This is a genomic window from Chryseobacterium sp. 27AL (assembly GCF_057815395.1).
Window position 1 is genome coordinate 1,232,891 of the sequence record NZ_JBYRIW010000001.1, and the last position, 13,821, is coordinate 1,246,711.

A 13,821-nucleotide genomic window follows, 5' to 3' on the forward strand; every position below is an offset into this window, starting at 1 on the left:
TAGTTTTAAGAGGAAAACCAACCGAAAGATTTGGCAATTCAAATTTTAAACGTTACATGGTCATTCCGATATCAATCCCTTTTATTTTCCGGTAAAGATCCGTAGCATAATTATCCGTCATTCCGGAAACGAAATCGATAATACCCAGAACTTTCTGATAATCGGTGCCATCCTTATAAACGAATTGCTGCGGAATGAGTTTTAAGGCTTTTTTATCATAAGATTTTCTTTCATCGTCATTTTTCAGAATAGAAGGTATAAAATGATCCAACAATTCATACATTACATTATAGCCGGCATTTTCAATTTCAACGACTGCTTTATGGTTGTATATTTTTTCAATGGAGAAGCTTTCAATATCCTGTAGTGTTGTATTTTCAGATTTATAAAGATCAAGCAAGGCTTTATCCAGATTACCTTCAAGAATTTTGTCAAAGTTCTGCTTATACATTTCCAATGATTTATTGATCAGGGCATTGATTACTTTAGCGCGAAGATACGAGATCTGTTCGTTTTCGTTTGAGATCGAACTGAGCTTGGATTCTATTCTTTTGACATCATCTGTTTCAGATTTTACCAACTCAAAAAAAAGATTTTTACAGTCGGCGGTAGATACGATTCCCAGACGGTGCGCATCTTCCATATCAATAATATTATAACATATATCATCAGCAGCTTCTACCAGCCACACAAAAGGATGTCTTTTGAAAATATGTGGCTCTTCACTTTCTGCAATCATATTCGTTTCTCTGGCAATTTCCAGAAAAATATCTTTTTCATTCTGAAAAAATCCGAACTTTTTGCGGTGAATAATCCCTTTTTTTCTGGCAATCGCTTCACATGGATATTTGGCAATGCTGGACAACGTAGAAAATGTAAGCTGAATTCCCCCGGCATCTTTTCCTTGCTGTTGTTGGGCTAAAACCCTTATTGCATTGGCATTTCCCTCAAAATTCATCAGATCGGCCCATTCTTTTTCATTGAATTTGGATTTCAGATCCGTTTCATTTCGTTCAAAATAACTGGCAATCGCATCTTCCCCGGAATGCCCGAAAGCAGGATTTCCCACATCGTGACAAAGGCAGGCAGCTGCGATTACATTACCTAAATTATGCAGGTAAAAGCTTTTTGCCTCTTCCGTAAGGTCATTCTTGTACTGATCGTGGATGAACTCGCCCATCACACTTCCAAGGCTTCGCCCAACAGATGAAACCTCCAGCGAATGCGTAAGACGATTATGCACAAAAACACTTCCCGGTAACGGAAAAACCTGAGTTTTATTCTGAAGTCTTCTGAAAGCCGATGAAAAAATAATTCTGTCAAAATCTCTCTGAAAATCCGTTCTTGAAGCTTTTGTATGCGGGTTGTTCCCTGTACGCTGATTCGTGAAAATCTGGTTTAAGTTCATCATGGTTCAAAATTAGTTCAAATTTTATTTTTTTCGGTTAAGTTCTCGCCATTTTTTATTAGAAACGTCGTGTTTATATTCTTCTTTCTTCACCCTTTTGTGGCAGAATTATTGTTATCTCGAATATAAAACAAGGTTATGCCAGAAGGTCCTTCCATATTATTAATGAAAGAAAGCATTCAGAAATTTGAAGGCGAAAAAGTTCTTGAAGCTGGCGGAAATGCCAAAATAGATAAAGAAATCCTGATAGGCCGAAATTTAAAAGAGATTAAAACTTTCGGAAAACAAACTTACCTTGTATTTGATGATGTCGCCGTGAGAATTCATCTTCTGATGTTTGGCTCACATAGCGTTGATGAACAAACAAAACCTGACCAACAACTAAGGTTATCATTAATATTTCCAAACGGCAGTATGTATTTTTATACCTGTAATGTAAAAATGGTAGATACCGAATTCCTGAAAAAGATCGACTGGGAAGCTGATGTCATGAGTGACAGTTGGAAACCTTTAAAAGCAGAGAAAAAATTAAAGTCAAATCCTGAGATGATGGTCTGCGACGCTTTGATGGATCAGGATATTTTTTCGGGAGTGGGAAATATCATTAAAAATGAAGTTTTGTTCAGAATCGGAGTACAGCCCGAAAGCCTTTTAGGTAAAATGCCGCCTAAAAAAATTAAAGAACTCATTAAAGAAGCCAGAAACTACAGTTTCGATTTCCTGGAATGGAAACGGGATTTTACTCTCAAAAAACACTGGAAAGCACATACTAAAAAAATCTGCCCAAAATGCGGAGAAAACCTCATCAAAAAACAGACAGGTAAAGGAAAAAGAAGAAGTTTTTACTGTGAAATCGATCAGGAATTATATCAATAATCTTTTATTACCAGTTTATTAATAAATATTCAGATATTTAGTAATCATTAAATATCACCACATACAACTTACACATTTACAGTACATTCAATATCAAAAACAGGTGAATACTTTTCACCATAAAAGGATTAAATATTAAATTTTGTTAATATTAAACTATTTTAATCAAAATAAAGTGATATAAATCATGTCTTCTTTGATGCTATGCGATGCATTTTGATTATTAAGTCTCGAACACATAACACTATCTATTGAAATATTATCAAAATTTTAAACTAATATTGAAAAATTCATAAATAAATTTTAAGGTTTGTATTAAATTTATGTAAACATATTTTAGCCCAAAAGTTAACTCCAAGTACACACAACACTGATATACATCATATTTATATCTTTGGGATGTCATTTTATTGTCGTAATATTGCAATGTCAAATCAACAATAATTAATCAAATAATTAAAAATACAATAAAATGATCGCTTACATCGGAATCGCAACATGTTTAGTAGTTTTTACTTCTTATTTTGCAACAGTAAAAAGAGAACAAGGAAACTAATCTCAAATTCTGCAGCTTAATTTTCAGCCTAAGAATACACAAATGAATTATATTGTTTATGTTTTCAATCTTTAATAGATTGACTGCTCTTTTACTCAGCGCGAGTAAAAGGGCATAAAAAACATAAAACAATCTACACTAAGGACAATTTTTAATTTTTATAATAGCCGATAGAGTCGAACATTTATTTGTTCGGCTTTTTTGTTGAATAGCTTTATCTTTGTCAATAAATTTTCCAGCACATGAATCTCTACAACCTTATTATCCAGGACAAAGAAGAAATATCCCTTAACGACGTATTTCTGGAAGCCTATAATAAGGAACAGCTGACTCAGCTTATCAAAGAAAACACTTACGCGACAGAATTGCAGAAATACGGACTACCGGTAAACAACAAAGTCCTTCTTGAAGGCAGTTCGGGTTGCGGAAAAACCATGACCGCAAAAGCAATTGCCAATGCATTAGGAAAAAACATCATCATCCTCAACCTCAGCAATATTGTTTCTTCGCGGATTGGGGAAACTTCACAGAATATTAAAATGATTTTCGACAAAGCAGCAAGAGAAAGATCCGTTCTTTTTCTGGATGAGCTCGACCAGATTGGTAAAGCAAGAGGCAGCGATGATAAAGATGTGGGCGAAATGAGAAGGCTCGTCAATACACTGATACAACTCATCGATTATTATCCTGAAAACGCCCTTCTTTTGTGCGCCACCAATCATCCTGAAATTATTGATACCGCTCTGATCAGGCGCTTTCAACTTAAAATTAAATATAAAATGCCATCTAAAGAATTTCTGGATCAGTTTTACGACAATATTCTCTTAAAATTCCCGGAAGATCTCAGGAGTATTGAACGGAAATATGAAATTTCTTTTGCGGAGGCAAAGGATCATGCTTTTACTGTGATGAAAGGAAATTTGATCAGAAAACTCGAAAATAAATAATAAGAGAATTTTTCAAATCTAACTTCCATCAGTCTAAAGTCAATTCGAGTGAAATTCTGAAGGAATTTTGTATCGAGAACCTTTATAACAGTTAAAGTTCTCGATACGCTTTTCTTCATTGCATTACGAAAACCTACTCGAACTGACGGTATTAAAGTATTGTTATTTGCAAATAGCATTCAGGTATTCAGTTGAGAGCATCAACTAGTTCAATGAGACCGTCAAGTAGTCCGAATAGAGGATCAATCAGTTCGATGAAGCAATCAAGTGTTTAGAATGAACAATCAACCGTTCAGAAGTATCGATCAACCGTTCCGAAGAAGCAATCAACCACTCCGAAGAAGCGTTCAACCAGTACGAAGAGGCAATCAAGTACAATTTATTATATTTCAGCACTTTACTCAAATGCAAAAAAAATCCCTCTCATTACTGAAAGGGATTCATATTATATAATTTAAAAACTTTAATTACATATAAGCTTCAATCGGCTCACAAGTACATACTAAGTTTCTGTCTCCGTAAGCTTCATCAACTCTTGAAACAGAAGCAAAGAATTTGTGATCTCTCACCCACTCCAATGGATATGCTGCCTTTTCTCTGCTGTAAGGTTTATCCCAAGAATCTGAGATAACGATCTGTTCTGTATGAGGAGCATTTTTCAATACATTGTTTGTTGCATCAGCTTCACCATTGGCGATCTCATCAATTTCGTGTTTGATAGCGATTAACGCTTCTGCAAAACGGTCGATTTCTGCTTTGCTTTCAGATTCTGTAGGCTCGATCATTAAGGTTCCTGCGACAGGGAAAGAAACCGTCGGCGCGTGGAATCCGTAATCCATTAATCTTTTTGCTACGTCGGCTACTTCAATTCCTAAAGATTTGAACTGTCTGAAATCTACGATACATTCGTGTGCAACTTTTCCATTTTTGTTTGAATATAAAATAGGGAAATGCTCTGCTAATATTTCTTTTAAATAATTGGCATTTAAAATCGCGTGTTCAGTTGACTTTTTCAACCCTGACGTTCCAAGCATTTTTATATAAGCGTAAGAAATATTAAGGATCAATCCGGAACCGTAAGGCGCTGCAGAAATACCCTCAATAGATTCTTTAGAACCAATTTTGATATTAGCGTTGGAAGGTAAGAATGGAACCAGATGTTTAGCCACGCAGATCGGACCAACACCAGGACCTCCGCCTCCATGAGGAATTGCAAAAGTTTTGTGAAGATTCAGGTGACAAACGTCTGCACCGATGTTACCCGGACTTGTATATCCTACCTGAGCATTCATATTGGCACCGTCCATATAAACCTGTCCGCCATGTTCATGAATTAAAGAAGTGATTTCTTTAATGTTGGCATCGAAGAATCCGTATGTTGACGGATAAGTGATCATCACGCAAGAAAGATTTTCAGAATGTTGTTCTGTTTTAGCTTTTAAATCTTCAAAATCAATTTCTCCGCTTTCAAGGTTTTTCACCACAACGATTTTCATTCCTGCCATCGCTGCAGATGCAGGGTTTGTTCCGTGTGCCGACTGAGGAATCAACACAACGTTTCTGTGACCTTCGCCCCTTGAAATATGATATTGTCTGATTACCATTAATCCAGCATATTCTCCCTGTGCTCCTGAGTTTGGCTGAAGAGACGTTCCTGCAAAACCAGTGATTTCTGCTAAATCTTTTTCAAGTTCGCGGATCATTTCCTGATATCCTTCTGCCTGATTTACCGGTACAAATGGGTGAATAGCGCCCCAGTTTTCCCATGAAAGAGGAAGCATTTGAGTAGCAGCGTTCAGCTTCATCGTACAAGAACCCAAAGAAATCATAGAATGTGTCAATGATAAATCTTTTCTTTCAAGACGTTTGATGTAACGCATCAACTCTGTTTCCGTATGGTATTTGTTGAATACTTCTTCCGTAAGAATTTTGTCTTTTCTTAAATTTTCTTCCGGAATACTATATCCTTCTTTAATTTCTAATTTAAAAGTCTGCTTGTCTTTAAACTGAGCAAATGAAGCCATTAAATAATTCAGTTTATCTAATGTTGTACTTTCATTGATTGCGATGCTTACCACCCCTTCTGTGAAATAATTCAGATTGAGTTTATGATCCAGCATCATTCTCATCAGTCTTTTCTTATCTTCTTCGTTGATTGTAATTTTTACCGTATCAAAGATCGGCTCTTCAACGATGTCATATCCTAATGCTTTAAGTCCGCCTTTTAAAGCATTTGCTTTAAAATGGATTTGATCTGCGATATAGTTTAATCCTTTTGGACCGTGATAAACGGCATACATTCCTGCCATTACAGCCAAAAGAACCTGAGCTGTACAGATGTTGGAAGTTGCTCTTTCTCTTTTGATATGCTGTTCTCTGGTCTGTAAAGCCATTCTTAACGCACGTTTTCCGTACGCATCCTGGGAAACCCCAATAATTCTTCCCGGAATATCTCTCTTATAATCTTCTCTACAAGAGAAGAACGCTGCGTGAGGTCCTCCGTAACCTAATGGAATACCGAATCTTTGTGTTGTTCCAACAGCACAGTCGGCACCCATGGATGCAGGAGATTTTAATTTAACCAAAGCCATCGGATCGCAGGCAACCACCACCTGAAGATCTAATTTCTTGTATTCAACAATATCTTCTGTATAATCTAAAACAATTCCGTTTTTACCCGGATACTGTAACAGAACCCCAAAGTAAGAACCGTCAAGAGTATGTGTTTTGTGATCTCCTTCTACGATTTCGATCTCAAGACCTTCGGCTTTTGTTTTTAATACAGAAACGGTCTGAGGCAAAACAAGATCAGAAACGAAGAATTTATTGGCTCCGGATTTTTTCTGATCTTTTGTTCTGTTGTTGAAGAACATATGCATTGCTTCCGCAGCGGCTGTAGATTCATCTAATAACGAAGCGTTTGCCAAATCAAAACCTGTAAGATCACACACAACAGTCTGGAAATTAAGAAGAGCCTCTAATCTTCCCTGTGCTATTTCTGCCTGATAAGGAGTATAAGCGGTGTACCAGCTCGGGTTTTCAAAGATATTCCTTTGAATAGCCGACGGCAACAAGGTATTGTGATATCCAAAACCGATGTAGCTTGTATAATCAGTATTCTTTGCTGCCAGTTCTTTTGAATGGTTCAGCATCTCGTATTCTGAAAGCGGTTCTGAGATTTCAAGATCTTTTTCTAAGCGGATAGAAGAAGGAATGGTTTGAGAGATGAGCTCTTCAACACTTGAAACGCCAATTTTTTCCAGCATTGCCTGTTTATCGGCTTCATTCATGGAAATGTGGCGGCTCACAAACTGTTCTGTATTCATTTTTATTTATTAGATTTTGTTTGTAAAAAAGATTCGTAAAATTACGGATTTTTAGAAAATTGTACAAGTAAATTGAAATCGCATCAAAATCTACTAATCAGCGCTATCACATTCATAATTAATGGATTTTTATTATCATTTTAAATATAAAAACAGGTAAAATTGTGTTTTAAGATAAATTATTATAATGTCATTATTTTTAAAATTCTTCAAAAATCAACTTAAATAAGTCTCATGAGCAATTAATTTTACAAAGTATGCTTTTAATAAAAAAACGTGGTTTATCGTACTATTATTTTTTGAATTCTAATTATTTAACATTCAAACTCATAAAATTCATGAATTTTTACTATCTGTATTTATTCTAAATTAATATATTTGCAGCATGAATATGATCATCCCTTTCAAAGTTCCGCCCCTGGCGCCTGCTTTTTCAATGAATACAGAAGAAATATATTGTGGTGAAAAGAAATCCTGCTGTAAGAAGTTCAAGAAAGGAAAAAGATGTAAAAAATGTCCGGGAAGGAAAAAAATGGCTTGATTATAAGCTTGAAGAGGGAAGCTGGAGGCTGGAAGTTTTTCAGGTTGCATTAAATTATTTAAACAGAAATTTAAATGAATTTAATGGACAAAGCTTTTAATAAGAAAATAAACGGCCATGATCAGCAACATAATTCCCACAATAAGCCTCGCTATTTTCGGCTGTCGATGCGGATTTGCAACGGTTCTCGGTTGCGATTTGAATAATTCTTCTGCTTTATCTTTGAATTTTTCCGTATTGTTTTCAAAAACTTCTGTAATGGTAATTCCCTGAACTGCTGTTTTATGCAATAAAGAATTCGTCGCATGCAGTAGAATCTGAAATTTCCCGTCTTTGAATTCTGTTATTTTGAAAATTCTCTCTCCATACGGTTTTTCTAACCCGAAAGGTAAAACTTTCACCACATCAGCATTTTGCGTCTGCCAATTGATAATGATCTCCTCTCCTTTTTTTGCATGGATCTTGTTTGCCGTAAAAGTCTTTATCGAAGGCGGAACGTTGTATCTGAAGCTTTTCTGATGACTTTCAAGATTCTGATCGTAAGAATATCTTCTGCTTTTATCGCTCAATGTTTCATAAGCCTCCTGAATTTCCCGGAAACGGTCGGCAAAAAAGTCATCATTTTGATTTTTATCGGGATGATATTTTAAAGATAGTTTTCTGTACGCTTTTTTGATGTCTTCTTCCGAAGCATCGTGAGAAATCCCGAGAAAATAGTAGTAATCTTTCATTGAACTGTACAAAAATAAGGATTTTGTGATTGTGAGCAAAGCGAGGGAATTTTTTTAACGCGAAGTCCGCGAAGATTTTTTGAAATGTTGAGAATATTTTTTTCGTTCGCAAAGGCGTTTCACTCAGCAAAGGCTAAGCGCATTAGTTACTTATGCGTAAAAATTTTGCCCTAAGTTTGTCATGCTGGAAGCATCTCAACAAAACAGTGTATTTTAACGCAGCGGACGCGAAGATTTTTTTTTAAAGCTTTGAAAATATTTTTTCGTTCGCAAAGGCGTTTCACTTAGCAAAGGCTGAAAACGTTATTGCATTATGCTTTAATATGAAAATTATTGTTGACTTTTTTACTATTGAATGAACGACTGCGACCCTAGCCCAGATTGGAGCATTTGTTTGAGCTCATTTTTGTGATTTCGGCTGCGGCGGCAAAGCCGCCGCAGCCGAAATCACAAAAATAGCGAGTGCGGAAAGCTGGAAACAGCTCCTTAAAATTCAGCAGAATTGGAAAATGTAGTTTTGAGATTGCTTCTTCACTTCGCTCATCGCAATGACTATAAAAAAATTCCGGTTCGGGAAGCGAAGCTTCCCGAACCGGAATTAACAATTTCAATTTAGTTACTTTCTATTATGCTTCTGCAATATTCTCTTTTCTGAAATCTCTTCTGTGACATCTCGAAGCGAATTCTTTTTTAAATTTTCCTTTCAACTCCTGATATTGTTCATCGTTCATTTCTCTGATCTTATCGGCCAGTCCGAAAGGAGATTTTTCTTTGATTCCGTATTCATCGAAAATACCTTTTACAAATCTTTTTCTTTCAATTGCTTTTTTAGCGATCATGGCAATTCCGGCCACGGCAAGTGCTCCAAGAGCTCCTTTTAATACTGAATTTTTCATTTTTTCAAAATTTTAAATTTTACTACTTTTTTATATAGACGAATAACTTTTTAATTTTACTTTACTACTTCTAAAATGTTTGTTATTCGTTTGTTTTTCTGTTTCTATTGAAAAAACTGTTTTCGCATCTGCTTTTCCAAATCTCTTTAAATTTCTCTCTTTCTTCAGGAGAAAGATGCATCATTTTTTCTCTCATTTTTCTTTCTTTGAAGTCTTTCATTCCTTTTCCGAAATGGAATCCTCCAAAAAGGATTTTACATAATATCAGAATTCCCATGGCCTGCCAGTAAGAAATGGATTTTACCCCTAAAATTTCCGGCAAAAGGCAGTTCCAAAGGGCCATCACAACCCATGTGATTCCTAAAATAATCAATGGCGGACAGAGTATTAAAAAAATCCAGCCTTTTTTATGTTTATGATTCATATCTTTCTTTTTTACTAACTATTTAGATCTTCGTATAATTTTCTCAACCTGTTTCTTAAATGCTTCACCGCATAATTTTTACGGCTGATAATGGTCTTTATATTTTCACCGTGTTCATCGGCAATTTCCTGAAGCGTTTTGTCATTGAGTTCATTTTCTACATAGACAAGCCTTTGTTTTTCAGGTAACTCTTCCAGTGCTTCAAACAGTTTTTTCCAGATTTCATCCTGAAACATTTTAACTTCAGGGCTTGCACTTTCGTCCATCAACAGGATATCTTTTATGGAAAAATCTCCGTCTTCATCTTCATAGACAAAATCTTCCAGGTTTTCGGTTTTCTTTTTGCGGTATTTGTCGGTGATTTTATTGGCCGTAACTCTGTACAGCCATCCGCCTACATTCACAATCTCCGAGAGATTGGTAAGGCTGCTGAACTGATACCACACTTCCTGCAGAATATCTTCCGCATCTTCCGTATTTTTCACTTTGGGGCGAATGTACGACATCAGCTTTCCTCCGTACTTTGAAACGGTTTGCGAGATGATACTTTCCTTCTCCTTCTGTGGCATTGTTATTTTTTCGACAATCTCCATATTGCTATGACGATTGAAATTTTTGTTTTACTTTAATAAATTTAAAATATTTTTCGGGAAATCAGGATTTTCTTTTATTAATCGTGTTTTTCAGATGTAATTTATGTTTGCAAATCTGGTGTATTTTTTTCATAAGCTGTTTCCCGCTTGGAATTTATGCTGAGCCTGCCGAAGTACTATATCTTTTTTGTTTCTTACAAAACAAAAAAGGATACCGTTTCTATCGGGGCTAAGATAGACCCCTATAATAAGAAATTCAGACATAAAACAACGCGAGCTCGAAGTAGAAATCGGATTAATAGGTTGGAAGAGGGAGGCTGGATGCTGGAAGTTTCTTTTGTCAACATTACTTTAAGGTCTTAATGAGCAAATCTTTCTTTTTATAAAAATTGGAATCTATAAATTAAATACGGTCGAATTCACGTTAAACTAAAAAAAACGGAAAGCCAGACTGACTTTCCGTTGGATTAATTATAAAAATTATTGGATTTACTGATTGAAGTTTTTAGCAAAGAAGCCCATCATCGTTTTGTAAAATTCTATTCGGTTCGGTTCTTTCCCAAATCCATGTCCTTCATCATATTTTACCATATAAGGAACTTCAAAGCCTTTCGCTCTTAGCGCTTTTACGATCTGATCAGATTCGTTGATATTTACTCTCGGATCATTCGCTCCCTGAACGACAAACAAAGGCTTTTTAATTTTATCAATCTGGAAAACAGGCGAAACTTCTTTGGCAATGTTGGCTTCTTCCGGATTGTCCAGATCGTACCAGATTTGTTTTACCATTTCTTTATACGGCTTCCAGTATTCCGGGAAAGAATCGAAAAAGGTGAAAATATTGGATACTCCGACATAATCTACCCCGCAGGAATAAAGATCCGGCGTTTTGATCAGCCCCATCAAAGTAGCGTAGCCTCCGTGGCTTCCACCGTAGATGGCCACTTTATTTTTGTCGATCCAGCCTTGCTCAATAGCGTATTTTACGCCGTCTTCCACATCATCCATCGCCTTTCTTCCGATTTGCTTGTAACCTGATTTCTGAAATTCTTTACCATAACCTCCGGAAATTCTAAAGTTGACCTGTAATGTGGCATATCCCCTGCTCGCAAACAGCTGAGATTCCGGGTTGAAGCCCCAGTCATCACGGATTCCCTGTGGTCCGCCGTGAGGATTTACGATTAAAGGAACTTTTTTGCCCTGCAATGCTTCTTTAGGCAAAGTGATATATCCTCGGATGGTAAGTCCGTCCCTGCTTTTGAACTCTATAGGACGCATCTCAGCCATATCTTCTTCCTTAAGCTGTGGCATAAGATCAAAGAGAAGTTTGGTCGTTTTGGATTTGGTATCGTATTCATAATACTTTCCGTACAGTTTATCACTGTCTACCACCACGAGAAGCTTGTCTTCTTTATCATCCGAAGAAACAACATAGAATTGTTTTTCACCGAATTCTGAAGCCAGTTTATCATGAACTTCTTTATAAAATTTGCTTACAGGAATCGTTTCATTTTTGATCCCATTGTAGCTGATGTAATCCAGTTCGTAATTCCTGTTTTTCCCTGCGAGACTAATGGAGCTCACGTCATATGTCGGATTGGAATATATTTCTTTAATGACCGCATCTTTTTTTAAATCATACAGAACAATTCTTGATTTATCACCGTCAAGATTGGTCTCAACATACGCTTCATTCTTATTTCTTGAATTTTCATTAAAGCTGATAATGTAAAAGCTGTCTTTCCAGTCGGTAGATTTCAGAAGGTTGAACTTTCCGGTTTCCAGATCTTTATAATAAAGCTTTGAAGTCAGTCCGTTTTCAAGAACAACATATCCGCGCAGGTTTCCGTCTTTATCAAATATATAATCATCAATCGGACTGTTAACGTCCTTGTTTTCGTACAGCTGAGTAATTTCTCCCGTATTAAAGTTGATTTTATAGGGTTCAAAAATCTGCTTGTTATTCTTGTTCATCGTTACCACAACAAACGGAGTATCTTTGATAATCCTCACGCTTCCTAACGTAATGCCTTCAAAAGGGGTAAGGTCCTTCAGATTTTTACCGTCTACATCCGCGGCGTACAAATGTGTATTTTCATTGCCTCCGCGATCCTGGGTGTAATAGAGTCTCTTTTTATCCAACCAGCCGTAGCTGCGTATTAGATCGTCTTTTTCTTCCAGCGCTTTAGTGATTACTCCTGTTTTAAGGTTTTTTACATAGACATGGTTTTTACTGTCTTTGTCTTTTTCCTTATAAGAAAGATACTGTCCGTCCGGGGAAATTTTGAATTGTGAAGCTTTTGGTCTTGCAAAGTAATCCTCCACTTTATATTTGAAGTTTCCTTTATCGTAAGAAATTAATTGGTCGAAGGTTGCTTTTGTGGAAACCAGCGTCGGATCTCCCGGCAATTTGGTGGTGTTGGTCTGTGCATTCATCATTACGGCGGATATTACAATTTGTGTTATCCCGAAAAGTTTAGCATTAATATTCATATTTCATGGTTTGGATTAAATGTCTATAGAATAAGACGCTTTAATCATAAGAATTGTTACATTCAAGAGTAGAATGGCATATAAAAAATGGAAAGCTAAACTTTCCACTGTATTAATTCAAATAGATCCCGAAGTACCAGGTCCAGGCAATTAAAATAATCTGCATCGGGATTCTTTCTTTATAAAGATAATCCATTCCCGGGCCGGTAAGATCTGCTTTAAAAATGTTGATCTTTTTCTTTGATGAATTGATGTTGGCAATAAAAACCAAAACATAGAAAATAATTAGAAGGATCGCTGTCAATTCACGAATTGAAGGTATCATCAAACCAATTCCTGCCGCGATTTCTATTATTCCGGTAGCGTATACCCAAAACATTTTTCCGGGAATAAACTCGGGAATCATCATCGCCATTCCTTTCTGAAATTTAAAGTGCGAAAAGCCGGTGAATATGATGAAAACAGCCATTCCGAGATTTCCGGAAAACACAAAATTCCAGTTACCCTGGATAATTTTTGTTGCTAGTAATCCTACAATAAAGCCGGCGAAAAGAATTGTTAATAATTTCATATTTTACTTGTATTAAGATGACGGAAATTACGCAAAATATTTGGCTTGATCTTTTAAGATTTCCCAACCATACACCACACAGATTATATGACACATAAGTCACAGAAGATTTTTTTGAGAGGCCGAAATATTTTAGAGCACATTAGATAAAAATCAAAGATTTTTTCAACTCATATGTTCTATGTGTTTTCAAAACATTCTTCTCTATCTTATTTTTCTAATGTGTTTAAATTTTAAATAAATAAACAGATTGTATGACACATAAGTCACAGAAGAATTTTTTGATAGGCCGAAATATTTTAGAGCACATGAGATAAAAATCAAAGATTTTTTAAACTCATATGTTCTATATGTTTTCAAAGCATTCTTCTCTATCTTATTTTTCTAATATGTTTAAATTTTAAATAAATAAACAGATTGTATGACACATAAGTCACAGAAGAATTTTTTGATAGGCCG

12 protein-coding genes are annotated in these 13,821 nt (G+C 35.8%); 3 read left to right on the forward strand and 9 right to left on the reverse strand.

Annotated elements, in window-relative coordinates:
* Positions 1 to 52 precede the first annotated feature (52 nt).
* Positions 53 to 1,408, reverse strand: coding sequence for a deoxyguanosinetriphosphate triphosphohydrolase (locus AC3WV0_RS05335; protein WP_488844708.1), 1,356 nt, complete (start codon positions 1,406 to 1,408; stop codon positions 53 to 55).
* A gap of 138 nt (positions 1,409 to 1,546) precedes the next feature.
* Here AC3WV0_RS05335 and AC3WV0_RS05340 point away from each other — a divergent pair, with 138 nt between their 5' ends.
* Positions 1,547 to 2,284 (forward strand): endonuclease, encoded by a 738-nt coding sequence (locus AC3WV0_RS05340; protein WP_488844613.1) that lies wholly within the window; start codon positions 1,547 to 1,549, stop codon positions 2,282 to 2,284.
* Positions 2,285 to 3,082: 798 nt separating this feature from the next.
* Positions 3,083 to 3,787 (forward strand): AAA family ATPase, encoded by a 705-nt coding sequence (locus tag AC3WV0_RS05345; RefSeq protein WP_488844615.1) that lies wholly within the window; start codon positions 3,083 to 3,085, stop codon positions 3,785 to 3,787.
* 467 nt (positions 3,788 to 4,254) lie between these two features.
* Here AC3WV0_RS05345 and gcvP read toward each other — a convergent pair whose 3' ends face one another.
* Complete coding sequence (gene gcvP / locus AC3WV0_RS05350; protein WP_488844617.1) at positions 4,255 to 7,113, reverse strand: aminomethyl-transferring glycine dehydrogenase; 2,859 nt, start codon at positions 7,111 to 7,113, stop codon at positions 4,255 to 4,257.
* 461 nt (positions 7,114 to 7,574) lie between these two features.
* On the opposite strand from gcvP, the gene AC3WV0_RS05355 reads away from it, so the two are divergent.
* Positions 7,575 to 7,754: a hypothetical protein gene (locus tag AC3WV0_RS05355; RefSeq protein ID WP_488844619.1), complete on the forward strand. Its 180-nt coding sequence runs from the start codon at positions 7,575 to 7,577 to the stop codon at positions 7,752 to 7,754.
* Here the strand turns inward: AC3WV0_RS05355 and AC3WV0_RS05360 are convergent.
* The 7 genes from AC3WV0_RS05360 to AC3WV0_RS05390 form a co-directional block, all read right to left on the reverse strand.
* The gene (locus AC3WV0_RS05360) at positions 7,735 to 8,385 is read right to left on the reverse strand and encodes a J domain-containing protein (RefSeq protein WP_488844621.1); all 651 of its coding nucleotides are present in this window, start codon (positions 8,383 to 8,385) and stop codon (positions 7,735 to 7,737) included. The genes AC3WV0_RS05355 and AC3WV0_RS05360 overlap by 20 nt on opposite strands.
* 371 nt (positions 8,386 to 8,756) lie before the next feature.
* Entirely contained in the window at positions 8,757 to 8,996 is a 240-nt protein-coding gene (locus tag AC3WV0_RS05365) for a hypothetical protein (protein ID WP_488844623.1), read from the reverse strand.
* A 15-nt stretch (positions 8,997 to 9,011) separates the two neighbouring features.
* Positions 9,012 to 9,281 (reverse strand): hypothetical protein, encoded by a 270-nt coding sequence (locus tag AC3WV0_RS05370; RefSeq protein WP_488844625.1) that lies wholly within the window; start codon positions 9,279 to 9,281, stop codon positions 9,012 to 9,014.
* Positions 9,282 to 9,363: 82 nt separating this feature from the next.
* Positions 9,364 to 9,705 (reverse strand): hypothetical protein, encoded by a 342-nt coding sequence (locus AC3WV0_RS05375; RefSeq protein ID WP_488844627.1) that lies wholly within the window; start codon positions 9,703 to 9,705, stop codon positions 9,364 to 9,366.
* Between the two features lie 14 nt (positions 9,706 to 9,719).
* Positions 9,720 to 10,274 (reverse strand): RNA polymerase sigma factor, encoded by a 555-nt coding sequence (locus AC3WV0_RS05380; RefSeq protein WP_488844629.1) that lies wholly within the window; start codon positions 10,272 to 10,274, stop codon positions 9,720 to 9,722.
* Between the two features lie 513 nt (positions 10,275 to 10,787).
* Complete coding sequence (locus tag AC3WV0_RS05385; RefSeq protein ID WP_488844631.1) at positions 10,788 to 12,791, reverse strand: S9 family peptidase; 2,004 nt, start codon at positions 12,789 to 12,791, stop codon at positions 10,788 to 10,790.
* Between the two features lie 112 nt (positions 12,792 to 12,903).
* Entirely contained in the window at positions 12,904 to 13,362 is a 459-nt protein-coding gene (locus tag AC3WV0_RS05390) for a DoxX family protein (protein WP_488844633.1), read from the reverse strand.
* Positions 13,363 to 13,821 lie beyond the last annotated feature (459 nt).

What these genes read in the sequence shown, in the direction of transcription:
- AC3WV0_RS05390 (WP_488844633.1), bottom strand. Translation starts at nt 13,362, where the DNA reads ATGAAATTATTAACAATTCTTTTCGCCGGCTTTATTGTAGGATTACTA.
- AC3WV0_RS05370 (WP_488844625.1), bottom strand. Translation starts at nt 9,281, where the DNA reads ATGAAAAATTCAGTATTAAAAGGAGCTCTTGGAGCACTTGCCGTGGCC.
- AC3WV0_RS05340 (WP_488844613.1), top strand. Translation starts at nt 1,547, where the DNA reads ATGCCAGAAGGTCCTTCCATATTATTAATGAAAGAAAGCATTCAGAAA.
- AC3WV0_RS05380 (WP_488844629.1), bottom strand. Translation starts at nt 10,274, where the DNA reads ATGCCACAGAAGGAGAAGGAAAGTATCATCTCGCAAACCGTTTCAAAG.
- AC3WV0_RS05385 (WP_488844631.1), bottom strand. Translation starts at nt 12,791, where the DNA reads ATGAATATTAATGCTAAACTTTTCGGGATAACACAAATTGTAATATCC.
- gcvP (WP_488844617.1), bottom strand. Translation starts at nt 7,113, where the DNA reads ATGAATACAGAACAGTTTGTGAGCCGCCACATTTCCATGAATGAAGCC.
- AC3WV0_RS05345 (WP_488844615.1), top strand. Translation starts at nt 3,083, where the DNA reads ATGAATCTCTACAACCTTATTATCCAGGACAAAGAAGAAATATCCCTT.
- AC3WV0_RS05335 (WP_488844708.1), bottom strand. Translation starts at nt 1,408, where the DNA reads ATGAACTTAAACCAGATTTTCACGAATCAGCGTACAGGGAACAACCCG.
- AC3WV0_RS05360 (WP_488844621.1), bottom strand. Translation starts at nt 8,385, where the DNA reads ATGAAAGATTACTACTATTTTCTCGGGATTTCTCACGATGCTTCGGAA.
- AC3WV0_RS05375 (WP_488844627.1), bottom strand. Translation starts at nt 9,705, where the DNA reads ATGAATCATAAACATAAAAAAGGCTGGATTTTTTTAATACTCTGTCCG.